Here is a 23,882-nt window from a genome sequence, read left to right on the forward strand (position 1 = left end):
GAGGGGTCTTACCTCGGCGCCAACGGCGGACCCCTCACCTGAAAAATCTATGATTTAGCAAAGCTAAGATCATGATCTTTCTTCCTCTCCCACAGGGGGAGAGGTAAGCCAGTCGCACCGCCTCAATCATACAAATAATGCTTCGCCCACTGCTCTTCCGGCACCTTGTCTCCGACCTTGTAATCGAAATTACGGATGCCGAGCGTGGTGGTGGCGATCTGACATTTGTAGCGCAGGCGGTACCATTCGCCGCCGCTTCTGAACACGGCACCGGCAGCCTTGATGGAATCAGGGGTGACATCCGGATCGCCGAAGGCATAGGCAATGACCTTGTCCGGCTTCATGCCCTTCTGGTCCTTGGCGATGCGCTCCATGGCTTCGATATCGCAGCGTTGCTCCAGACGCTCCTCCGGGGCGAGCGCATTGAGCTGACGAAGGACATTGGCATCTATGGCATGGGCAGGCATGGCCATCGCCACGCTGGAAGAGGCTGCGAGAAGGGCAACGGAGAGAAGCTTGTGCATGGTGTCCTGTCGGGCTTTTCGTTTCTTCTTGTCTTGAATTTCGAGGCAAATCTGGGGTCTTGAGGCAAAACCACCGACTTGCCAGCATCGGCACGGATGTGTCGGATTTGCGATCTAGTGTTAAATTGTGATCGAAAGCAGACCAAATTGTGCCCATGGCTTCTAAGCCACAAGGAGTTTTCCTCCTTGATCGACCCAGAGCAGCACTCTACATCTTGGCACACGTAGACCGATGTCTTCATGAAAGCGAGTATATCCTTGTCCATTTTCAAGAACCTGCCAGCCGCCCCCGTTGCCGAAAAGAAGCCCGTGAGCGACACCCACCACGGCATCACCCGCACGGATGATTATGCGTGGTTTCGCGCCGATAACTGGCAGGCCATGTTCAAGGATCCGACGCTGCTGGACCCGGCCATTCGTAGTCATCTAGAGGCCGAAAACACCTATATGGAAGCGGCGATGGCCGACACCAAGCCGCTTCAGGACAAGCTGTTCGAGGAGATGAAGGGCCGCATCAAGCAGGATGATTCCTCGGTGCCGGTCAATGACAGTCCTTATGCTTACGGCACACTGTTCGTGACGGGTGGCGAGCAGCCGCATTATTTCCGCACCCCGCGCGGTGGCGGCGAGAAACACGTTTTGTTGAACGGCGACAAGGAAGCCGAGGGCAAGGACTATTTCCGCCTCGCGGGTCTCGATCAGACAAGCGATCACAGTCGCGGCATCTGGGGTTATGACGACAAGGGGTCGGAATATTACACCTTGCGCATTCGCGAGCTGGAGAGCGGGCAAGACCTGGAAGACGTGATCGAGAACACTGCCGGCGGCGGAGCATGGGCGCCGGATGGCAAGAGCTTCTTCTATTCCCTGCAGGATGAAAACCACCGCCCGTCCAAGGTCTTCCACCACATCATCGGCCAGCCGCAATCGTCCGACCGTCTGGTGTACGAAGAAAAAGACCCCGGTTTCTTCATGGGCGTCGGTGCTTCGGTTCTGGATGATTTCATCTTCATCGATATTCACGACCACGAGACCAGCGAATATCGCATTCTCTCCACCAAGGATTTGACCGCCGAGCCACAGATCGTGGCCAAGCGTGAGGAAGGCATCGAATATTCGCTGTGTGAAGGTGGCGACGTTTTCTACATTCTGACGAATGACGGCGACGCCAAGGATTTCCGCATCATGGAAACGCCGGTGACGGCACCGGGCAAGGAAAACTGGACGGAAGTCGTACCGCATGAGCCGGGCCGTCTGATTCTGGATATCGACGCCTATGCCCGCCACCTGATCTGGCTGGAGCGCCGCGATGGCCTGCCGCGCATCGTCATCCGCGACCGGGTGAGCGGCGAGGAACACGCCATTGCCTTTGACGAGGAAGCCTATTCGCTGGGCCTGCATGGCGCTGCCGAATACGACACCAATGTCATCCGCTTCAGCTATTCCTCCATGACGACGCCGAGCCAGCTGTTCGATTACGATATGGTGACCCGTGAGCGCACGCTTCTGAAAACACAGGAAGTGCCCTCCGGCCATAACCCGGACGACTACGTCACCCGCCGGGTGATGGCGACATCGCATGATGGCGCGCTGGTGCCGGTGTCCCTGCTCTACCGCAAGGATACGCCGCTGGATGGTTCTGCCCCGTGCCTGCTCTATGGTTACGGTGCTTACGGAATTTCCATTCCGGCCTCCTTCAGCACCAACAACCTGTCGCTGGCCGATCGCGGCTTTGTCTATGCCGTGGCCCATATTCGCGGCGGCAAGGACAAGGGTTTTGAGTGGTATGAAACCGGCAAGATGGAGCACAAGCAGAACACCTTCAAGGACTTCATCGCTGCTGCCGACCATCTGGTGAAGCAAGGCTTTACCTCGTATCAGGGCATCATTGCCGAGGGCGGATCTGCCGGTGGCATGCTGATGGGCGCGGTCGCCAATATGGCACCGGAGAAATTCGCCGGCATTATCGCCGCCGTTCCCTTCGTGGATGTGCTGACGACCATGCTGGACGACACGCTTCCTCTGACGCCGCCGGAATGGCCTGAGTGGGGCAACCCGCTGGAGTCGCAAGAGGAATATCAGTGGATCGCCGCCTATTCGCCCTACGACAATGTTGGCGCAAAGCCCTACCCGCCGCTTCTGGCCATTTCCGGCCTGACCGACCCGCGCGTGACCTATTGGGAGCCGACCAAATGGGTGGCGAAGCTGCGGGGGCACACGACGGGTGAAGCACCGATCCTGCTCAAGACCAATATGGCGGCAGGCCATGGCGGCAAGTCGGGGCGCTTCCAGCGGCTGGAGGAGATAGCGTTTGAGTATGCGTTTGCGCTGAAAGTGGCGGGTGAGGCTGCGGTTTGAGGCTGTTTGACGCAAACACATCCCCTCCGTCACCCCGCATTTGCTGCGGGGTCCAGCCGACGCGCGTCTGCGCGTCGAGAAGAGTTCTTTCAGCCAAGGACTTCGGCTGACTGGATTCCTGTGACAAGCACAGGAATGAGGGAGTGTGGATATTTGCTTTTGGGCAAAGCTGCATTGCCGGTTGTGCAGCTGGGAGACGGTGATCGTAATGGTCAAATGCGAAGTTCCATTGACGCTCAAACCTACGCGGATCGTCATGCTCGGGCTTGTCCCGAGCATCTGCCACGTTGCATCCGCAGAAACGTGATTAGATCCTCGGGACAAGCCCGAGGATGACGAACGCTCCGCATTTGGGAGAAAAATACTTCTCGAAATGAGTTATTTGAGATTTTTTTCCACAAAAATCCGAATTCAGAGTTATTTGAATATATATTTCACATTAATTGCATTTTAATTTTTTATGCAGTCAAGTGGCGCATACCGCCAGTAAAAAATGACAATTTGCGAAGTATTGAAAATCATCCAAAATGGTTCCGCAGCACCGCGCATGGCTGCAATGCGGCATTTTGCGTTGCAATATCATCTTCTCGCCGTATTATAAAACCCGTTGACATATTTATGCGCTTTTCCGCCGCGGTGATTGCGGCTTTCTTCGTCGCGTCTTAGCGGCTGTTCTTTGATGGGTTTTCACTCATCTTTCCGCGCATGTCATTTTGCCCTGGAGCTTTCGCAAGCGCATGCTCGTGAAATCCACGCTCCATGGCTTTAGCTCTGCGTTCTGGCAGCGGTATCGTTTCGATGTCGCGCCGACGCTTCTGGCAGGCCGGGCTTTGCAGTGCCCCGGTATGCCTCACATAAACACTGCATTAGACTTGGGGGTCTTACAATGAAGAAACTCCTCGCCTCGACCATTCTTGTCACGGGCTTCACCCTTGCCGCCGCTGGCGCAAGCACCGCCAACGCCGCTGAGACCTGCGGCAACATCTCCATCGCAGAAATGAACTGGGCATCTGCGGGTGTTGCGGCTTATGTCGACAAGTTCATCATGGAAAACGGTTATGACTGCACGATCGATATCGTGACCGGCGACACCACACCCACCTTTACCTCCATGAATGAAAAAGGCCAGCCGGATATGGCGCCTGAAATGTGGGTGAACACGCTGGGCTCACCTTATGAAGAAGCCGTCAAATCCGGCAATCTCATTCAGGAAGTCAAAATCCTGAACGATGGCGGCGTGGAGGGATGGTGGATTCCGAAATATCTGGCCGACGCCCATCCCGACATCAAGACCGTGGAAGATGCGCTCAAGCATCCTGAACTCTTCCCGGCACCGGAAGATGCCAGCAAGGGCGCGGTCTTCGGTTGCCCTCCCGGCTGGGGTTGCCAGCCAACGACGGCCAATCTCTTCAAGGCACGCAAGGCGGATGAAAAGGGCTTTACGCTCGTTGATACCGGCTCCGGCGCTGGCCTCGATGGCTCCATTTCCAATGCCTATGAAAAGAAGCAGGGCTGGCTCGGTTATTATTGGGCGCCGACTGCCATTCTGGGCAAATACGATATGGTCAAGCTGGAAGACGGCGTCGAACTGGACCGCGAAGCTTACGACAACTGCATCGCCAAGCCAGATTGCGCCGACCCCAAGCCCAATGCCTATCCGGTGGCTGAAGTGTTTACGGTCGTGACCAAGGAATTTGCCGAAAAGGCCGGTCCTTCCGTCGAATACGTGAAGAAGCGCCAGTGGGGCAACGACACGGTTGCCGAAGTTCTGGCCTGGATGGATGAAAATCAGGGCACCAACGAAGACGGTGCGGCCTATTTCCTCGAGAACCACGAGGACATTTGGACTAAGTGGGTTTCGCCTGAGGTGGCTGAGAAGATCAAGGCTTCGATGTGATGGGTGTGGGGGTGGCCATGATCCTTTGTGGTCTTGGCTCACCCCCCTCTGCCCTGCCGGGCATCTCCCCCTCAAGGGGGGAGATCGGCCTGTGGCAACCTCCCGATCAACTTAAACGTCGCGACTTTGGCAATGTTTGAGCGTCTTGCCGATCTCCCCCCTTGAGGGGGAGATGTCCGGCAGGACAGAGGGGGGTGAGCTGCGAACTCCGCATCAACCCGGCATGCACCGTCCTAAAATCAACAAGGGAAAACAACAATAATGGCCCTCTGTAACATCCTGCCGGATATGCTGTGCAAGTTTCCGGCCCTCTCCAACAGCACCATGCGCGTGGCACGCAAGACGATTGATGACGGGTTTCGCGATCTCGTTCGAAGCTACGGCGATATCATCGATACCGTGGTGCATCCGCTGCAAATGTTTCTCAATGCGTCCGAACGGTTTTTCATTCAGACGCCTTGGATCGTCATATTTCTCGGTCTGCTGGCGCTGGTGCACCTGGCCGGACGCAGCATCCGCATCACGCTCGGCACGGCTGTCTCGTTGTGTCTGATCGGCTTTGTCGGCCTGTGGCGCGATGCGATGACGACGCTGTCCATCGTGGCCATTGCGACGCTGATTGCCGTCATCATCGGTCTGCCGCTCGGCATTCTGATGGCGCGGTCCGAGCGGCTGCAACGCTTCATCAATCCCACGCTGGACGTGATGCAGACGATGCCAAGCTTCGTCTATCTCATCCCCGTTGTCGTCATCTTCGGTATCGGCAAGGTGCCGGGACTGATTGCGGTCGTCATCTATGCCGTACCGCCGATGATCCGCCTGACCAATCTGGGCATTCGCATGGTGGACCGGGAGACGCTGGAAGCGGCTGATGCCTTCGGCTCCTCCAACACACAGAAGCTGTTCAATGTGCAGCTGCCATTGGCGCTGCCCACCATCATGACCGGCATCAACCAGACCATCATGATGTCGCTCGCCATGGTCGTTGTCGCCTCCATGGTTGGCGTCGGCGGGCTGGGCAAGAACGTGCTTCAGGCCATCAACAACCAGTTCTTCACAATCGGCTTTCTGAATGGCTTTGCGCTGGTGGCCATCGCCATCATGTTTGACCGCGCAAGCCAGGCCTTCGGCAAGCGTCTGCAGAAATACCGCGAGGTGCAACATGGCTAACGGCATTGAAATCAAGAATCTCTACAAGATATTCGGCAAGCACCCCGAGAAACATCTCGAGGCCGTTCGAAACGGTATGAGCAAGAGCGAACTGAACGATGTGCACAATCACGTTCTGGGCCTCAACAACATCAACATCACCATGCCCGGCGGCAAGATTACCGTGGTCATGGGGCTCTCGGGCTCCGGCAAGTCCACGCTGATCCGCCACATCAACCGGCTGATCGAGCCGACGGCGGGCGAAGTGGTGTACGACGGGCAGGATATCTGCTCCATGAGCGGCTCTGACCTGCGCGATTTCCGCCGCCACAAGACCGCTATGGTGTTCCAGAAATTTGGCCTTCTGCCGCACCGCACCGTGCTGGAGAACAGCGTCTATGGTCTGGATATTCAAGGCGTGTCCCGCAAGGAGAGCATCGAGAAAGGCCGTTACTGGCTGAACCGGGTCGGCCTCGACGGTTACGAGGACTATTACCCCAACCAGCTGTCCGGCGGCATGCAGCAGCGCGTGGGCCTTGCCCGTGCGCTGACCAATGATGCCGACATTCTGCTGATGGATGAGGCCTATTCCGCGCTCGACCCGCTGATCCGCGTCGATATGCAGACCATGCTGCTGGATCTTCAACAGGAGCTGAAGAAGACCGTCGTCTTCATCACCCATGATCTGGATGAGGCGCTGCGGCTGGGCGACCATATCGCAATTCTGAAAGACGGCGAGATGGTGCAGCAGGGCGATGGCCAGAGCATCATTCTGTCCCCGGCAAACGAATATGTCAGCGACTTCGTGCGCGACGTGAACCGTGGCCGCGTGTTGCAGGCAACCACCGTGATGGACCCGGTCATGACAGCGCCCGAGAGCATGTCGGTTCTGGAAACGGACACGCTGGAAAACATCGCCCGCGATATGACCGATGCCAACGAGACCACCGCCCATGTGGTGGACGAAGACGGCAAGCCGGTCGGCAGCATCGGCATCGAAACGCTGGTGGCCGCCATGGTGACGCCTGCCACGCAGGAAACGGAACCGGCGGAGCAGGAAGTGCCTGAGCCGGAGGAAGCGGAAAAGAAGATCGCCTGATCCCCGACTCACCCCTCCGCGACTCACGTTGCGGAGGGAAGCTGACGTAAGGGAATCGGCTCAAACGGGCATATGTCCCGCTTTTGCAACCCCAAAATGCGAAAACGAAGCAGCACTTTCCATGCTGTCAAGCGAAGAACAGGCACCAAACGCAATCACGCAAGTTTCGCACAAGGTTCAGCGGTTAATAAATCGTTAATTGATCTTGGAAGAGGCTTTGCAATGAATATCGATAATAATATCGGCGGCTCTGCGCATCAAAGCCGCTCTCACCATATTGAAAAGAGACAGACGGAACCGGTTGCGCCCGAGCAGCAGCAGGCCGCCCTCAGCGGCAGCAAGATTTCCTTCGTGAATGCACTTGAATCCACGTCGCTTGCCAATGTCCTTTGGACCGTCAACAACGACGCGACCGCAGATGCGCCTGCCACGCAAAGCACGATCGAAGCGACCATGCCGCTGGACAGCGCCTGGCTTCGTCAAGCCTATACGGAACATTGATCTCTGCACGACTCAGACTGCCCACACTGCGTTTACGTGGCCAGCAAGCATATTTTTGATTAACAGTTGATTAATTGATGAAGAGGCCGCGCCCAAAGTTTTCGCGCCGCTCCACATTCACTCTTTGCGGCTTGCGTTATGACGACGCGCGCCAAACTCCCCGTGCTGTGCTTGTCACACAAACCCATCAAGCCGGATGGGCGGCATCGATCTCCACTGTAATATGCGACAGCTCATGGATCGCTGCCAGCTTCTGCCGATAGAATGACGGCGCTTGCGGTGACGGCGACTTGATGGCGACGATGGCCGCGTGATGCCCCGGCCCCACCTGCCAGACATGCAGATCGGTGATCCGCTCGTCCGCCGTTTCGACAGCACTTCGAATTTCCTGCGACAAATCCTGCGCTTCAGGGGCTGCATCCACCAGCACGGAAGCGGTAGAGCGCAGCAGACCCCAGGACCAGCGGGCAATGACGATGCCACCGACAATGCCCATGGCGGGATCGAGGAATGTCCAGCCGTTCCATTTGCCCAATAGCAAAGCGACGATGGCAAGAACCGATGTCAGCGCGTCTGCCAGAACATGCAAGTAAGCAGAGCGTAGATTATTGTCCTTGCTGCCATGATTGTCGTGGTGAGCGTGGTCGCCATGATGGGCATGGCTTCCATGATGCGCGTGGCTGCCGTGTTCATGACCGTGATGATGGTGGTGGTGATCGTCCTTCAACAGCCATGCGCTGACGAGATTGACGACGAGGCCGATGGCAGCAACCGCGATGGCCTGATTGAAATCGATCTCGACGGGCGAAAAGAAACGCAGCAGGCTTTCCCAGGCAATCATCAGAGCCGCAACGCCCAAAACGACCGCACTGGCGAAACCGGCGAGATCGCCGAACTTGCCGGTGCCGAAGGTGAAACGGGCGTTCTTGATCTGCCGGCGGGCATAGAGATAGGCGAGCGCCGAAATCAGCATGGCACCGGCATGGGTCGCCATGTGCCAGCCATCCGCCGTCAGCGCCATGGAGCCGAACCAGCTGCCCGCCGCAATTTCCGCCACCATCATCGCCGTGGTCAAGGCGATGACCGCCCAGACCCGGCGCTCGTTGCGCTCGTGGTTCTGGCCAAGAAAGACGTGGCTATGCGTGCCGGATGCGTGGGAATGATCAGTCGTTGCGGTCATGGCACACCTTTATCGAATGTAAGTTTTGAGAACCTGCGCCAGCTCTTCCGTGGCGCGCGCACGCTCGTCTTCGTTTTCGGCGTGCAGGACATGTTCGTGCAGATGCTCCAGCATCACCTCCCCCGTCAGGCCGGACAGTGCACCGCGCACGGACGCCAGCAGTTGCAGCACCTCGCCACAGGGCTTGCCGCCTTCCAACGCCCGCTCAACCGCCTCCATCTGCCCTTTCAGGCGGCGCGTGCGGGCCAGAAGCTTGTCCTTATTCTGAATGGTGTGTGACATGAGGTTCTTCCATATAGTATAGGGGGGTATATTATATTATGAAATTACGACAAGCAATCCATTCAGAACACAACTTTTGCGCAAGCTGACGATGGCATGACTCAACTCTCAAATTTTAAGGGAGAGTTTGCATGACCGTCTATCCAGTCTCTTCGTCCGACCAATATTATCTGGGATACGCAGGCCAAAAAGCCGATGACGAATCAGGCGCGCAATTCCAATTCGCGCTGGAGGAACAAGCCTCAGACACGGAGGAGCAGACTGGTCCGGTGTCCTTATGGGATTACCAGGGGCCAACCTTCGCCGTGTCCATTTCAAGCGCGTTATGGGAACTCGACGGTAAAAAAGAGCCGGAGACCATCGAGGACAAGCAAAAGACACTCGACGCGAAATCCAAGGCACTCACCGAGGAATTTTTGAAATTCTCGGAAATGACGCCTGCAGAAAAAATCCGTGCCATCGTGCTGGGGGATTTGGAATTAACAGAGGAAAAACTGGCTGCGCTTCCGCCGGAAGAGCGTCAGGCTATAGAGGATATGATTAAAGAGGCGATCGAGCGTGCGCTTGGCATCGACCAGATTGCCGGATCGTCAGGCACGACAGACACGGTGGATGGTTTGCAGACCAAGTAATTGACGACGCCCTGCATCTCATTGCGTCAACCTCTCATCTCACCTATATCTCTAGAAGCTATAGATATGAGGAGCAGTCATGTATTCCATCGGCGATCTTTCGCGACACACCGGCGTCAAGGTGCCGACCATTCGCTATTACGAGCAGATGGGCTTGTTGCGCGCGGCAGAACGGTCAGAAGGCAACCAGCGACGGTATGAAAAGACCGATCTGGAGCGGCTTGCCTTCGTGCGCCATGCCCGCGACCTTGGCCTCAACATCGATGCCATTCGCGAGCTGATCGCGCTGAGCCAACACCGCGAAATGCCTTGCGATGGCGCAGACCGCATCGCCGCAGATCATCTGGTCAGCGTGCGGGAAAAGATCGCCAAACTGAAGAAGCTGGAACACGAGCTGGAGCGGATCGTCTCCCATTGCGACGGTCATTCGATCGAGGATTGTTATGTGATCCGTGCGTTATCGAACCATGCCCTGTGTGAACACGAGCATTGAGGGCCTCTAACGTCTTTCCTTGTTAGATCGCTTCCAGTTCTTCGCGGTGGCGGTACATGGCAAGGAAACGGCGATAGTCGCGGTCGTAACGCCGCGTGCCGGCGTCGCTGGACCGTTTCTCTTCCCCGCCGGGATACATGGCCGCACCGGCAGCGGCGAGACCCGGATGCACCCCGCCCGCAGACGCCGCCGTCATGGCCGTGCCGAGCAGCACGGCATCTGCCGTTGCCGGGACGACGATGCGTTTTCCGGTAACGTCAGCGTACAGCTCCATCAGGATGGGATTATGCACATGGCCGCCGGTGACATGCAGCGTATCCACCCTGTAGCCGAAGCCTTCCATGGCGTCCAAAACATGTCGCGCACCGAGTGCGATGGAGACCGCGGTGCGCCAATAGAGGCGGCAGAGGCTGTCGAAGGAGGTGTCCAGCGTCAGCCCGCTGACGACGCCACGGGCATGCGGATCCGCCAGCGGCGAGCGGTTGCCGTGGAAATCCGGCAGGACATGCAGATGCTCCGCAAACATCTCGCCTTCCGCTTGGCGCAAGGACAACACGCGGTTCACGATACGGGCATGGAGGGCCGAGGTCGGTTCACCACCAGCGGCGTGCATGCGCACGACGTGGTCCAGCAGCGCGCCGGTGGCCGATTGTCCGCCTTCCACCAGCCAATGGCCGGGAAGCACCGCCTGCCAGTACGGCCCCCATAAGCTGTGACCGGGCATGCGTTTGGGCGTCAGCGTGACGAGGCAACTGGATGTCCCTGCAATCAAGGCGACATTGCTGCCGACGTCCGATTGCAGGCTGCCGCCGAGCGCACCTAGCGCGCCTGCATAAGCATCGATCATGCCTGCGGCGACTTCGCAGCCGGTGTCTAGGCCCAGTTCTTCAGCCGCCTGCGCTGAGAGCTTGCCGACGCTCTGGCCGGGCTCGACTGTTTTTTTGGGAAGGTTGCCGCGCTCCAGGAGATCACCGACACCGGCTATGTCGAGATAGTCCTTACTCCAGCCCTTTCCGTCATGCGCCAGAAAATTCCATTTGGCTGTCAGCGTGCAGTTGGAACGATTCGCACTGCCACTGGCCTTCCATGTGAGGAAGTCGGCCAGATCGAAGAAATATCCGGCCTTGGCCCAACTGTCCGGCAGATGTTTCTTTAGCCACATCAGCTTGGGCATCTGCATTTCCGGCGAGATGGAGCCGCCTGCGAAATCTAACACGGGGTGGCCCGAGGTGCTCAGGATATCGGCCTGCGCAATGGCGCGGTGATCGAGCCAGACGATGGTGTCGAAACGGTCTTCGCCTGTCGTGGAGACCGTAACCTGCTCGCCCTGTGGCCCTCGCACGACGAGCGAACAGGTGGCATCGAAACCGATGGCGGCGACGGAGGATGCGGGAATGGCAGCATCTGCCATGGCGCGGCGCACGACGAAGCAGACGGCATTCCAGATATCGGCGGAATCGTGCTCGGCGTGGTTTTCCTTGGGGCGCTGCATGATGATGGGGTGGATTGCCCGCGCTATCAGCCTGCCGCTCGCATCGAAAACGCCAGCGCGAGCGCTGCCCGTGCCGACATCGACAGCAACAAGATATTGACGCATCAAGCTAAATTCCCATCCCTCAATCGCGACCCTTCAGCATGGGTGCAGATGGCACCCGCAGCCGCTAACTCCGCGCAGTTTGATCGGCCACAAGTTGGACCAAATCCGGCATGGCGTCAAACACCAGATCGGGTTTCAGGCTGGCAATAAGGTCACGAAATGCGGGGAAACGGGCATGCGACCCGCCCGTGAAGGCAAAGACGCGCATTCCTGCCGCCTTGGCAGCGGCAATTCCGGCGGGGCTGTCTTCGATAACGATGCAGTCTTTCGGCTCCACCTGCATCTGGCCTGCGGCATGCAGGAAAAGATCCGGCGCAGGCTTGCCGTTTTTCACCATTGTGGCGCTGAAAATATGCGGTTCGAGCTTGTCCAAGAGACCCGTCAGCCCCAGCGAATAGCGGATGCGCTCCGGTTGGCTGGAGGAGGCAACGCAGCGCGGCACCGACAGGCGATCCAGCGTCTCGGCCATGCCGTCTATCGCTTTCAGCTCAGCGCGAAAACGCTGGAAAAGTTCGCTGCGCATATGCTCTAGAAAATCGATGTCGGTTTCGACACCGTATTCTTCCCAGAGCGTTGACGTCATGCTGGCGACGCTGCGACCGAGAAAACGCTGATAGGCTTCCTCTTCGGTGATCTGGACGCCCTGATGGGCGACCATGTCGATCAGCACTGCAATGGAAACCGGCTCGCTATCCACGAGAACGCCGTCGCAATCAAAGATCAGCAAAGGCGCGTTCCCGGTTTGCATGGCACATCTCTTTTCGTCAGCTGACGAGTTTGTTTTGCAGGTAAAGTTCAAGCGTTTCAGCCGTACCCTGCTCCCACAACGTCTTCAAGGCATGGGCGAAGCGTTTGCGGAAGAGTTCCGACTTGGCGACTTCGCCAAAGATATCGTCCAAGGCCAGAAACGCCATCGGATCGTACTTCGCCTTGATGGCGGCTGCCTGAAGGCGCTCGGCGCTGGCATCGTTGAAAACGATCTTCGCGCCGCTATCGGACGTGCCGTGGAAGTAACGGCACCAGAGCGCCGAGACCAGCGAAAGACCGACGATATCCTCGCCCTTTTCAAGACGATCCGCCGTGGATGGCAGGATGAATTTCGGCTGGCGGTTGGAGCCATCCTGCGCCAGACGCGGGATGGTATCGCCAATCTTGGGGTTGAGGAAACGCCGCTCGATCAGATCGAAATATTCGTTGAGATCCGTATTCGGCACCGGCGGAATGATCGGGATGATCTCTTCCTTCTCCAGCTTGGCAAGGAAGGCGCGGATCAGCGGATGCTCCATCGCCTCATGCACGAAGTGGATGTCGAGAAGCGCGGCCGGATAGGCAATCGCTGCATGGCCGCCATTCAGGATGCGGATTTTCATATGCTCGTAAGGTGCGACTTCGGGCACGAACTGCACGCCGACCTTTTCCAGCGCCGGACGACCCGCGGGGAAATTGTCTTCCATGACCCACTGCTTGAACTCTTCGCAGAAGACCGGCCAATTATCATCAATGCCGAAATCGTCGCGGGCGATATCGCGCTCGCGATCACCCGTAGCAGGCGTGATGCGGTCCACCATGGAATTGGGGAAGGAAACGTTGTCGCTGATCCAGTTGGCGAAGGCGGGATCGGAGAGTGCCGCCAGCCCGACGACGGCGTTTTTTGTGACCTTGCCGTTATGCGGAATATTATCGCAGGACATGACGGTGAAGGGCTGGAGGCCCTTGTCCTTGCGGGCTTTCAGGCCAGCGACGATGAGGCCGAAGACCGTCTTGGGAGACGCTGGGTTCTTGCCGTCTTCAGCAATGGCCGGGTGCTGCGGATTGAACGTGCCTGAAGCATCGATGAAGTAACCGCCTTCGGTGATGGTCATCGAGACGATGCGGATTTTCGGATCGGCCAGCGTTTCGATGGTGGCTGCCGTGTCACCGATCTTGAGAATATCGATCATCGGGGCGGTGACGCGCGCGCTGGTGCGGTTGTTGTCCTGCTCCACCACCGTCGTCAGGAAATCCTGTGCCGCAAGCTTCTCGCGCATGACGGTATCGGATGGCAGAACGCCCGCGCCGATGATCGCCCAATCATGATCGGCACCGGTGTTGAACAGATCGTCCAGATAGATGGCCTGATGGGCGCGGTGAAAATTGCCCACGCCGAAATGCACGATACCGGCAGAAAGGTCGCTGCGGGAATAGGACGGAACGGATGCCGTTGCCTTGACCTGATCGAGCGTTGCGAGCGAGAGTTTTGATGTCATGAGACGATCCTCGAATTTCCTGTCATGGAGCAGTCGCCTAGGCTGGCCGCATATACGACCAGTCTAGGCGATGCAGTCTGGCGCCTAGATGGCGAGACCCTTGCTATCGAACTTGTGGATTTTGCTGTCATCCGGCGTGATGAAGACGGTATCGCCATGCTGACACGCAAACTCGCCGCCCGCACGGGCGGTAATCATGCCGATGTCATCGACATTGATGTGGATGAAGGTGTCGGAGCCCAGATGTTCGGCAACCGCGACAGTCCCCTTCCACACACCGCTGTCCTTGGACAGCAGCAGATGTTCCGGGCGAACGCCGACGGTATCGCCACCCTTGGCGGCAGCATAGGCACCCTTGACGAAATTCATGCGCGGCGAGCCGATGAAACCGGCAACAAAGAGATTTCGCGGCGTCTTGTAAAGCTCCATCGGGGAGCCGACCTGTTCGATATTGCCGCGATTGAGCACGACGATCTTGTCGGCCATGGTCATGGCTTCGACCTGATCGTGGGTGACGTAGATCATCGTCGTCTTCAGTGTATTGTGCAGCTCGGAAATTTCCAGCCGCATCGTGCCGCGCAAGGAAGCATCGAGGTTCGACAAGGGCTCATCGAACAGGAAGGCCGAGGGCTCGCGCACGATGGCGCGGCCGATGGCAACACGCTGGCGCTGACCGCCGGACAGCTGCGAGGGGCGACGGTCGAGATAATCGGTGAGGTTCAGAACGCTTGCGGCATCATTGACCTTTTTGTCGATGACGGCCTTGTCGAGCTTGGCCATTTTCAGGGGAAAGCCAATATTGTTGCGCACGCTCATATGCGGATAAAGCGCGTAGGACTGGAACACCATGGCAAGGCCACGTTCTGCCGGTGCCTTCTCACTCACATTCTTGCCATCGATGATGATCTGGCCGCCGGTCACATCCTCAAGGCCTGCGATGAGGCGCAGGAGCGTGGACTTGCCGCAGCCCGACGGGCCGACGAAGACCACGAACTCGCCATCTTCGATATCGAGATCGATGGAGGGGATGACCTTGGCTTCACCAAAGACCTTGGAAACTTTTCTAAGGGAAATGCTGCCCATTTTCTTATTTCCTTATTTCACCGCGCCGAAGGTCAGGCCGCGAACGAGTTGTTTCTGGGAGAACCAGCCAAGCACGAGGATCGGCGCAATCGCCATCATCGAAGCGGCAGACAGCTTCGCCCAGAACAGACCCTGCGGGCTGGAGAAGGAGGCGATGAAGGCCGTCAGTGGTGCGGCATTGGTGGTGGTGAGACGAATGGTCCAGAAGGATTCGTTCCACGCCAGAATGATGTTGAGAAGAAGCGTCGAGGCAATGCCGGGGATCGCCATCGGCGTCAGCACATAGACGATCTCGTTCCACAGCGATGCGCCATCCATGCGGGATGCTTCGAGAATTTCACCCGGAATTTCCCGGAAGTATGTGTAGAGCATCCACACCACGATCGGCAGATTGATGAAGGTGAGCATGATGGTGAGGCCGATGCGCGTATCGAGCAGACCGGCATTGCGGAAGATCAGATAGATCGGCACCAGCACCGCCACCGCAGGCATCATCTTGGTGGAGAGCATCCACATCAGAATATCCTTGGTGCGTTTGGTTGGCGAAAACGCCATGGCCCAGGCCGTAGGGATCGCGATCAGAAGGGCCACGATGGTGGAGCCTACCGAGAGGATCACCGAGTTCATGAACGGCTTGAAGTAATCCCGCTGCGTATTGACCGTAATGTAGTTTTCAAACGTTCCCGATGGCCAGAGGCTGAAACCCGCAATCGCTTCCGGCTCCGTCTTCAGCGATGTGACGAAGGCGTAGAGGATCGGGAAGAACAGCAAGAGGGCAATAACCCAGGCGGCAATGGTGAAGCCGATTTTGGAGCGTGTCGAGACTTTACGAGCCATGATCCTGTCTCCTATCGATCGAGGTTCTTGCCGACGGCGCGCATCAGGAAGATGGCGACGACGTTTGCAAGGATGACGGCGATGATGCCACCGGCGGACGCTCCACCCACATCATAGCCCAGCAGCGCCGTGCGATAGATGAGGAAGGCGAGATTGGTCGAGGCGTAGCCCGGGCCACCATTGGTGGTGACGAGAATTTCCGCGTAGACGCCGAGCAGGAAGATCGTCTGAATGAGAATGACGACAGTGATGGCGCGCGCCAAATGCGGCAGCGTCAGATAGATGAAGCGGCTGAAGAAGCTTGCGCCATCCATTTCAGCGGCTTCCTTCTGCTCGCCATCCAGCGACTGAAGTGCCGTCAGCAGAATGAGCGTTGCAAAGGGCAGCCACTGCCAGGCCACGATGATGACGATGGACAGAAGGGGAAACTGCGAGAACCAGTCGATGGGCTGAAATCCGAAGAACCGGCTCAAATCCGCCAGCACCCCGTAACCGGGATGCATGATCATGTTCTTCCAGACGAGTGCCGCAACCGGCGGCATGACGAAAAAGGGCGAGATGACCAGAATGCGCACGATGCCCTGCCCGAAAATGGGCTGGTCCAGCAACAGCGCAATGCCGATGCCGCCGATGACAGTGATCATCAATACGCCGCCAACGATAACGAGCGTGTTCCAGATGGACTGGAAGAAGGCCGGGTCGGTGTAGAAATACTGGTAATTGAACAGGCCAGCAAAGCTGACATTGGCCGGGTTCAGCAGGTTGTAATTCTGAAACGAATACCACAGCGTCATCGACAGTGGCACGATCATCCAGACCAGAAGCAGGATGACCGAAGGCGCCATCATGATCCGCGCCAGGTTCTTGGTGTTTTGCGTCGCCATCGGATGGCTTCCTCCCCGATTTTTGGAACCTGCGCTCTGGAAGGCCCCTCCCCAACCCCTCCCCACAAGGGGGAGGGGCTTAACCCAGCCGCCCAATTTGGAGAGTGATCGAGACCTTGGCCACAAGGTTTCTCCCCCCTTGTGGGGGAGATGGCCGGCAGGCCAGAGGGGGTTCTTTTTTGTTTTTACAGGCTATGTCTCACGGATCAGTATCCGCCGCCCGACCCTATGGGCCGGACGGCGATCTTCGGGAGGATTACTTGATGTATCCCGAGCGCGTCATTTCACGCGTAGCCGTGGACTGAGCACCGGCAAGAGCGTCATCGACGCTGGACTGACCGGCAACGACTGCCGAGAACAGCTGACCGACTGTGGTGCCGAGCGACTGGAACTCAGGAATGGCCACGAACTGACCGCCTGTGTAAGGCACCGGCTTCACCGTTGGCTTGGTGATATCAGCCGCGTTCATCGCAGCGAGCGTCGGTGCTGCAAAGCCTGCCGCCTTTTCGTAATCCGCGTTCTTGTAGAGCGAGGTACGGGTGCCCGGAGGAACGTTGGCCCAGCCATCCTTGGAGGCGACGAGCTGCGTGTAGTCCTTGCTGGTTGCCCAGGCGATGAACTTTTCAGCGGCGTCAGCCTTCTTCGAGCTCTTCGGAATGGCGAGGTTCCAGGACCAGAGCCAGTTGCCGTGGTTCTTCAACTCGCCATGCGTCGGGAACAGCGCGTAGCCAACCTTGTCGGCAACCTTGCTATCCTTCGGGTTCGACACGAAGGACGCAGCCACCGTGGCATCGATCCACATGCCGCATTTGCCCTGCTGGAACAGCGTCAGGTTTTCGTTGAAGCCGTTGGAGGAAGCACCGGACGGACCGGCATCCTTCATCAGGTCAACGTAGAACTGGAGCGCATTCTTCCATTCAGGCTGATCGAACTGTGGCTTCCAGTTTTCATCGAACCAGCGACCACCAAAGGAGTTGGTGAGAGCGGTGATGAAGGCCATGTTTTCGCCCCAACCGGCCTTGCCGCGAAGGCACATGCCGTTGATGTCGGCCTTACGGTCGGTGATCTTGCGGGCTGCGTCACCAATGAATTCCCATGTCGGGTTTTCAGGCATCTTCAGGCCAGCTTTTTCAAACAGGTCCTTGCGATACATGATCATGGCGGATTCGCCGTAGAACGGTGCAGCGTAGAGTTTGGAATCGACAGTCAGACCGCCCTTGATCGATGGCAGCATGTCAGCGACATCATAGTTATCGCCGAGCTTTTCGAGCGGCAGAAGCCAGCCCTGCTTGGCCCAGATCGGAACTTCGTAGTTGCCGATGGTCATGATGTCGTATTGGCCGCCATTGGTGGCGATATCGGTTGTGACGCGTTCGCGCAGGACGTTTTCTTCCAGCGTGACCCATTCAACCTTGATATCGGGGTTTTTGGCGGTGAATTCGGATGTCAGTCCCTGCATGCGGATCATATCGCCGTTGTTGACGGTGGCGATGGTCAGCGTTTCTGCGGAAGCGAGGCCCGAAAAGGCGAGAGCCGAGCACGCGCCCAGCAGAAGTGTCTTCAAAGTCATGATCTTCCTCCCAGAAGAAGTTTGTGAGCATTCGCTTTGCTCTAGGGCAATTACTCACTTTTGGGAGACGGAAGTCAAGCACCTACCTGCGCTGCGATGCACAAGGAATAGCTAACATACTGAAATAAAGGCGATATTTCTGCTCAATCTCTGAGCAAATATTCGGCAGAAGCCTCGTCCGTAATCACGCCGTTGAGCAGCCCGCCACGCAACGCAGCGAGAATGGCAGGTGATTTTTGCTTGCCCTGGGCAATGCCGATGACCGTGCTTGTTTCGCGTGGCGGCAGGGGGACGGAGGCGACACGATCATTGATGGGCGTGTCAAGAAACTGGCCGTCGCGATCAAAAGACCAGCCACAAATCTCACCCGCACCGCCCTTGGCAATGAGGTCGCGCATCTCCTGAACCTCAAGAAAGCCATCGACGCAGAGCGGCGCGTCCTCTGCCAATTGGCCCACACCGACGAAGGTGACATTGGCGGCAGCACCCAGTGCCAGCGTGGAGCGCACCATGGACTGCTCATGCAGCAATTCCCGCTCTTCCGCAGACGAACAGAGAACCGGCAGAGGCATGGGAAAGTGCCGGGCCTTGATTGCATCGGCCATCGAGAAGATGACGTTGTAATAGGCTGCAGATCCATCCGGCCCGATATTGCCGGTGAGCGAGACGATGCGGTGTTGCGGGCATTCCATCGGCGGCAACTGATCGACCGCCGCTTTCAGCGTCCGTCCCGTGCCGATGGCCAGCACGATGGGATCGGTCTTGCGCAGCCAGCGTTCGATTTCCGCCGCCCCGGCCTCGGCAATGCCGACCGTGGAGGACACGCCCGCCGGATCACTCGGCACGACTTCCACGTATTTCAGCGAAAACCGCTCGCGCAGAGCCTCGCTTTTTTCCAGGCAGGCGGCAATGGGATGATCGAGCCGGACCTTGATCAGACGTTCGGCCACGGCCAATGACACGAGGCGCTGCGCCGACTGGCGAGAAATGCCCATGGCGCTGGCGATCTCATCCTGCGTGCGACCGGCAACATAATAGAGCCACCCGGCCCGCGCCGCGTCGTCTAGCCGTCCACCTGTCTCGGATCGTCTGGCCATATGCCTGCCCTTACGTCATCATCCCCACTGTGCTGACATTTTTTCAACGCCCATGTCAAACGCGGCAAGGCAAGCTCAGCCCAACAATGGTCCGATAACGAAATAAAATGCGGCCTTCGTGATGCCATAGATCACGCCGCTGACGATGGCCACAGAGATGACTGAGAGGACACCGCCCAGCAGCGCAAATAGGCCATCGCGTTCCAGAAGAGCGAAGGAAAAACAACAGATTGCGATGGCAGGCAGAATATTGCCGAGCGGAATGGGCAAGGCCAGAATGACGGCAAGCAGCAGACAGATGAGGCCGATCACGCGCTCGAAAACCGGAGACAGCAGACCTTCCATACGCGGGCGCAACAGCTTTTGCACCCACAGCAAGACAGGAACGATCTTTTGCACGACTTTGGCAAAATCTTCGCGCGCCAGCGACCGATCCGCAATGACGCCCGGCAGCCACGGGCTTTTGCCCGCAAAAAGCTGGGCGGCGAGGAAGACGAGAGGCGTGCCTGTAATGGCCGATGTGCCGGGCGGTGTGGGCACGATATTGGGCAGCGCGAAAACCAGCATCAGCGCCCCGAAGGCGCGATCACCCATGGCAGACAGAAGATCACCGACAGAGATGCGCGACCGGCTTTCATCGCCCGCCAACGCTTGCAAAATATCGACAAGGCCGACAGGGGTCTCGGCAGGTTCCGCCAAGGTCGGCTCGGCATCGTCGACCGATAGAGCAGGATTGTCCGACAGGCGCAGCATGGGTTCTCAACTCCGAAATGACGGCCCGCTGTAGCAGATCAATGGCGGCAGCAATACGACATCCGCCTCACATTGTCGTTGGGGAGCCCTATCCGCGCGTTTTCGGGTCGAGCATATCCCTGAGACCATCGCCCAGAAGATTGAAGCCGAGAACCGCCAGGGCGATGGCTAGGCCGGGGAGGATGGCAAGCCATGGCGCGGCGGAGAGATAGGTCTGCGATTCCCACAACATCCGCCCCCAGGTGGGTGCAGGCGGCGGCATGCCGAGGCCGAGAAAGCTAAGGCCCGCTTCGGTGAGAATGGCGAGCCCCAGCTGAATGCTAACCTGCACGATGATGAGGTTGGTGAGGTTGGGCAGAATATGCGTAAACGTAATGCCGCCCCTGCTCCGCCCCAGACTTTCTGCTGCCAACACGAAATCCCGTGCCCATAATTGCAAGGCAGCAGCGCAGGTCAGCCGGGCAAAGACCGGCACCATGAAAGTGGCGATGGCGACGATGGCGGTGAAACGACCGGAACCGATGAAGGCCCCCAGCATCATGGCCGAAAGGATGGGCGGCAGCGCGAAAATGATATCGCAGAGCCGCATCAGCAAAGCCTCCACGACACCGCGTTGCGCAGCAGCAAACACGCCAACCAGCGTGCCGATGGTGGCCCCGATGGCAACCGCCATGACAGCGGTGGAGAGCGAATTCCACGCCCCGACCATGAGCATCGAAAGAATATCACGCCCGAAATGATCCGTACCCAGCAAGCCTTCCGCCAGCGGTGGTTTCAGCTTGGCGACGATGTGCATTTTCGTCGGCACCTGCGGCGTCCAGACGAGCGAGAGCAACGCGATGGAGAGTAGAGCACCGGTGATGATGGAGCCAGTCAGAAGGGTGACACTGTGGCGATGGGAACGTCTCATGCGGCACGCGCCCGCAATCGCGGATCGATCAGCAGATAGGCCATATCGACAAGGAAGTTCATTGATATGACCAGCGCGCAGAAGAACAGCACGACCGACTGCATGACCACGATGTCGCGCTGGGTCAGCGCCTGATAGGCGAGACGCCCGAGGCCGGGCAGATTGAAGACGTTTTCCACTAACACCGTGCCTGCGATCAGAAAGGTGAATTGCAGGCCGATCATGGTGACAACAGGGATCAGCGCATTGGGCAGAACGTGCTTCCACAGGGTAGCACCCTCGCCGATGCCCTTGGCGCGGACAGTGCGCACAAAATCCTCGCTCATCACCTCAAGCATGGCCGAGCGACAAACCCGCGTCAGCACGCTCGCCTGCGAAAAGGCTAGGGCCACTGCCGGAAGCACGAGCGCTTTCAATGCCGGGCCAAACCCCGCCTGCCAGCCGGGAAAGCCGCCTGCTGGCATCCAGCCGAGCGTGGTGGAGAAGAGCAGGATCAGCAGCAGCCCGACCCAGAAACTGGGTACGGCAATGCCCGCATGGGAAAACAGACCACAGAGAAAATCAATGACGCCACCTCTGTAGCGCGCGGCAAAGACGCCGAGCGGGAGGGCGATGAGGATGGACAGACCGACGGCGATGAGGGCGAGTGGGAGGGTAACGGTAAGCCTGTCGAGGATGAGCCCGGAAACTGGGACGCCGTAGGTATAGGATTGCCCCAGATCACCCCGCGCGATGGCCGCGAACCAGTGCAGGTAGCGCAGCACGAGGGGCTGATCGAGGCCCATCTGTTTTTGTAGCGCCGCCAGCGTGTCGGGACTGGCCGAGGTGCCCAGCATGATGGCGGCTGGGTCGCCGGGGAGCAGGCCCATGATGAAATAGATGAGGAAGGAGACGGCCAGCAGGGTGATGAGGAGGGTTAGGATGCGTTTGGAGATGAGGGCGATCATGAGGAGGGCCGGTCTATAGGGCGGTGGGTGGGGCTTACCCCCCTCTGTCCTGCCGGACATCTCCCCCTCAGGTGGGGAGATCGACTCGTTGAGACCTCTTGCCCATCTCTAGGGTCGTGGATAAAGCGGGGAGCATTCGTCTCGCCGATCTCCCCCCTTGAGGGGGAGATGTCCGGCAGGACAGAGGGGGGTAAGCCCCACCCACCGTCACTATACTGCAAACACACCATCACTCTTCCCAATGCACATCCGCCAAAACATTAGACGGGATCGGTTCATTCTCCCACAGCCCCTGAATCTTCTTGTCCCAAACCCCAAGCTTCGGCATCACGAAGAGAAACAGCGCTGGCACATCCTGCGCCAAAATCTTCTGCGCGTCCTTATACAAGTCTTCCTGCTCGACAGGATCGGGCGTCAGTTCGACATTCTTGATGATCTCGTTAAAGGTCGGGTTCTTGTAGTTGAAGTAATAGGGATCGCGCGAAAAGATATCGATATCCATCGGTTCGGCATGGGCGACGATGGTCATTTCGTAATTGGCGCCCTTCAGCACATCCGAAACCCATTTGGCCGGGAATTCGGTGGTTTCGATGTTCATCGTCACGCCGATTTCGGCAAACATGGCTTGCAGGACCTGTGCGCTACGCTGGGCATAGGCCATCTGCGGTGCCTTGATGGTGAAAGTCAGGCCGTTGGGATAACCAGCTTCCGCCAGCAGAGCTTTTGCCTTTTCCGCATCATACGAGAAGATATCGGTCGTATCGATATAGCCACGGTCGTTCGGCGTATAATGGCTGCCGATGGCCGTGCCGAAGCCGGACCATGCGCCTTCGATGACCGTTTTGCGGTCCACCGCCATCATCAGCGCCTGGCGCACGCGCTTGTCGTTGAAGGGCTTGACGGCATTGTTCATGCCCGCAACAACCTTCAATTCGGTGTTGCCGATGAAGGTGCCAAGCCGCGCATCGCCATCGAAGGAGCCCATCAGTTCCGGCGCGCCGAATTCTGGGAAGGCATCGACATCACCGGATTTCAGCGCGGCGGCCTGCGCCTGCGGATCGGGAATGAAGCGGAAAGTTGCCTTGTCGAGCGCAACGGTCACGGACCTGTTCCAGTAGTCCATGTTGCGCGACAGCTCGACCTTTTCGCCCTTGGCCCAGTTGACGAATTTGAAGGGGCCGGTGCCGATGGGTGTCGTCTTGTTGGCATCGGCAGATTTGGTGCCGACCATGACCGAGGCGGGCCAGCCGAGCCAATAGAGCAGGCTGCCGGAGGGCTGCTTCAGTTTCAGAACAAGCGTCGTCGCATCTGGCGTTTCGATGCTGTCGATGGCCGCAAAGAAGCGCTTCTGCGGATTGATGGAGGCGTCACCACGCGCGCGGTCCAGCGATGCCTTGGCAACAGTGGAATCGAAGGCTTCGCCATCGTGGAATTTCACGCCCTCATGCAGCCTGAACGTATAGGTCTTGCCGTCCTCTGAAATCTCCCAGCTATCCGCCAGTTGTGGCTGGATTTTGCCATCCCTGTCGATGGTGACGAGACCTTCGAAGACATTCTGCCAAGTGACCTGACCGATGAAGACGTTGGCGCCGGCTGTCGGGTCAAGCCCTGCAGGCTCCGTTCCCATGCCGATGGTGATGGAATTTTTCGGCGCTGCAAAAGCCACCGTGGCTGGCAGCATGGCGGAAAGCGTGGTGGCAACGGCAAGGCCCAAGGCCAGGCGGCGTGTGAGGTTTACCGATTGCAAAAGCATGCTGCGCATCATCATCGTCTCCGGTCGAGTGGCGCAAACATTTTGTGTTCAGCGCGTTGCGAAAATCGCTACACGACATCAAGGGTAAAA

The 23,882-nt window shown here is 58.1% G+C and carries 22 protein-coding genes; 7 read left to right on the top strand and 15 right to left on the bottom strand.

Going from position 1 to position 23,882, the window contains the following annotated elements:
* Window positions 1-122 precede the first annotated feature (122 nt).
* On the bottom strand, window positions 123-524 hold the full coding sequence (locus tag ABUK73_RS14415) for a DUF930 domain-containing protein (protein WP_113089817.1): 402 nt from the start codon (window positions 522-524) through the stop codon (window positions 123-125).
* A gap of 258 nt (window positions 525-782) precedes the next feature.
* Here ABUK73_RS14415 and ABUK73_RS14420 point away from each other — a divergent pair, with 258 nt between their 5' ends.
* The 5 genes from ABUK73_RS14420 (at window position 783) to ABUK73_RS14440 (ending at window position 7,528) form a co-directional block, all read left to right on the top strand.
* The gene (locus ABUK73_RS14420) at window positions 783-2,882 is read left to right on the top strand and encodes a S9 family peptidase (RefSeq protein ID WP_353577880.1); all 2,100 of its coding nucleotides are present in this window, start codon (window positions 783-785) and stop codon (window positions 2,880-2,882) included.
* Window positions 2,883-3,768: 886 nt separating this feature from the next.
* Entirely contained in the window at window positions 3,769-4,779 is a 1,011-nt protein-coding gene (locus tag ABUK73_RS14425; protein WP_113089814.1) for an ABC transporter substrate-binding protein, read from the top strand.
* A gap of 261 nt (window positions 4,780-5,040) precedes the next feature.
* Window positions 5,041-5,949, top strand: a complete 909-nt coding sequence (locus ABUK73_RS14430; RefSeq protein ID WP_353577881.1) for an ABC transporter permease — start codon at window positions 5,041-5,043, stop codon at window positions 5,947-5,949.
* Window positions 5,942-7,027, top strand: coding sequence for a quaternary amine ABC transporter ATP-binding protein (locus ABUK73_RS14435; RefSeq protein WP_353577882.1), 1,086 nt, complete (start codon window positions 5,942-5,944; stop codon window positions 7,025-7,027). Before ABUK73_RS14430 ends, ABUK73_RS14435 begins: the two co-directional genes overlap by 8 nt.
* 222 nt (window positions 7,028-7,249) lie before the next feature.
* On the top strand, window positions 7,250-7,528 hold the full coding sequence (locus ABUK73_RS14440; protein WP_353577883.1) for a hypothetical protein: 279 nt from the start codon (window positions 7,250-7,252) through the stop codon (window positions 7,526-7,528).
* 187 nt (window positions 7,529-7,715) lie between these two features.
* Here ABUK73_RS14440 and dmeF read toward each other — a convergent pair whose 3' ends face one another.
* Together dmeF and dmeR are read right to left on the bottom strand one after the other, a co-directional pair.
* Complete coding sequence (gene dmeF, locus ABUK73_RS14445) at window positions 7,716-8,708, bottom strand: CDF family Co(II)/Ni(II) efflux transporter DmeF (protein WP_353577884.1); 993 nt, start codon at window positions 8,706-8,708, stop codon at window positions 7,716-7,718.
* Window positions 8,709-8,717: 9 nt separating this feature from the next.
* Window positions 8,718-8,990 carry a Ni(II)/Co(II)-sensing transcriptional repressor DmeR gene (gene dmeR, locus ABUK73_RS14450; RefSeq protein WP_113086262.1) on the bottom strand — a complete coding sequence of 91 codons (273 nt, stop codon included), beginning with the start codon at window positions 8,988-8,990 and terminating at the stop codon, window positions 8,718-8,720.
* Window positions 8,991-9,121: 131 nt separating this feature from the next.
* Between dmeR and ABUK73_RS14455 the strand changes: the two genes are divergently transcribed.
* Both ABUK73_RS14455 and ABUK73_RS14460 read left to right on the top strand, forming a co-directional pair.
* A complete protein-coding gene (locus ABUK73_RS14455; protein ID WP_353577885.1) occupies window positions 9,122-9,622 on the top strand; it encodes a hypothetical protein in 501 nt (166 codons plus the stop codon).
* Between the two features lie 79 nt (window positions 9,623-9,701).
* Window positions 9,702-10,115, top strand: a complete 414-nt coding sequence (locus ABUK73_RS14460) for a MerR family transcriptional regulator (protein WP_113086259.1) — start codon at window positions 9,702-9,704, stop codon at window positions 10,113-10,115.
* Between the two features lie 22 nt (window positions 10,116-10,137).
* Here ABUK73_RS14460 and ABUK73_RS14465 read toward each other — a convergent pair whose 3' ends face one another.
* The 12 genes from ABUK73_RS14465 to ABUK73_RS14520 form a co-directional block, all read right to left on the bottom strand.
* Complete coding sequence (locus ABUK73_RS14465; RefSeq protein ID WP_353577886.1) at window positions 10,138-11,712, bottom strand: FGGY-family carbohydrate kinase; 1,575 nt, start codon at window positions 11,710-11,712, stop codon at window positions 10,138-10,140.
* Window positions 11,713-11,776: 64 nt separating this feature from the next.
* Window positions 11,777-12,460 (bottom strand): HAD family hydrolase, encoded by a 684-nt coding sequence (locus ABUK73_RS14470; protein WP_353577887.1) that lies wholly within the window; start codon window positions 12,458-12,460, stop codon window positions 11,777-11,779.
* 16 nt (window positions 12,461-12,476) lie between these two features.
* Entirely contained in the window at window positions 12,477-13,958 is a 1,482-nt protein-coding gene (locus tag ABUK73_RS14475; protein WP_353577888.1) for a mannitol dehydrogenase family protein, read from the bottom strand.
* An 84-nt stretch (window positions 13,959-14,042) separates the two neighbouring features.
* Window positions 14,043-15,041 (bottom strand): ABC transporter ATP-binding protein, encoded by a 999-nt coding sequence (locus ABUK73_RS14480; protein ID WP_353577889.1) that lies wholly within the window; start codon window positions 15,039-15,041, stop codon window positions 14,043-14,045.
* Between the two features lie 12 nt (window positions 15,042-15,053).
* Window positions 15,054-15,878 carry a carbohydrate ABC transporter permease gene (locus ABUK73_RS14485; protein ID WP_353577890.1) on the bottom strand — a complete coding sequence of 275 codons (825 nt, stop codon included), beginning with the start codon at window positions 15,876-15,878 and terminating at the stop codon, window positions 15,054-15,056.
* Window positions 15,879-15,889: 11 nt separating this feature from the next.
* The gene (locus tag ABUK73_RS14490) at window positions 15,890-16,762 is read right to left on the bottom strand and encodes a carbohydrate ABC transporter permease (protein ID WP_045228296.1); all 873 of its coding nucleotides are present in this window, start codon (window positions 16,760-16,762) and stop codon (window positions 15,890-15,892) included.
* A gap of 256 nt (window positions 16,763-17,018) precedes the next feature.
* The gene (locus ABUK73_RS14495) at window positions 17,019-18,332 is read right to left on the bottom strand and encodes an ABC transporter substrate-binding protein (RefSeq protein WP_353577891.1); all 1,314 of its coding nucleotides are present in this window, start codon (window positions 18,330-18,332) and stop codon (window positions 17,019-17,021) included.
* A 143-nt stretch (window positions 18,333-18,475) separates the two neighbouring features.
* Window positions 18,476-19,429, bottom strand: coding sequence for a sugar-binding transcriptional regulator (locus tag ABUK73_RS14500; protein WP_353577892.1), 954 nt, complete (start codon window positions 19,427-19,429; stop codon window positions 18,476-18,478).
* Window positions 19,430-19,504: 75 nt separating this feature from the next.
* Complete coding sequence (locus tag ABUK73_RS14505; protein WP_454892378.1) at window positions 19,505-20,086, bottom strand: exopolysaccharide biosynthesis protein; 582 nt, start codon at window positions 20,084-20,086, stop codon at window positions 19,505-19,507.
* 184 nt (window positions 20,087-20,270) lie between these two features.
* Window positions 20,271-21,092 (bottom strand): ABC transporter permease, encoded by an 822-nt coding sequence (locus tag ABUK73_RS14510; protein WP_353577894.1) that lies wholly within the window; start codon window positions 21,090-21,092, stop codon window positions 20,271-20,273.
* Entirely contained in the window at window positions 21,089-22,039 is a 951-nt protein-coding gene (locus tag ABUK73_RS14515; RefSeq protein ID WP_353577895.1) for an ABC transporter permease, read from the bottom strand. The genes ABUK73_RS14510 and ABUK73_RS14515 overlap by 4 nt, the downstream gene beginning before the upstream one ends.
* Before the next feature lie 229 nt (window positions 22,040-22,268).
* A complete protein-coding gene (locus ABUK73_RS14520) occupies window positions 22,269-23,807 on the bottom strand; it encodes an ABC transporter substrate-binding protein (RefSeq protein ID WP_353577896.1) in 1,539 nt (512 codons plus the stop codon).
* Window positions 23,808-23,882 lie beyond the last annotated feature (75 nt).

The organism is Agrobacterium vacciniicorymbosi (assembly GCF_040427045.1).
GTDB lineage: Bacteria > Pseudomonadota > Alphaproteobacteria > Rhizobiales > Rhizobiaceae > Agrobacterium.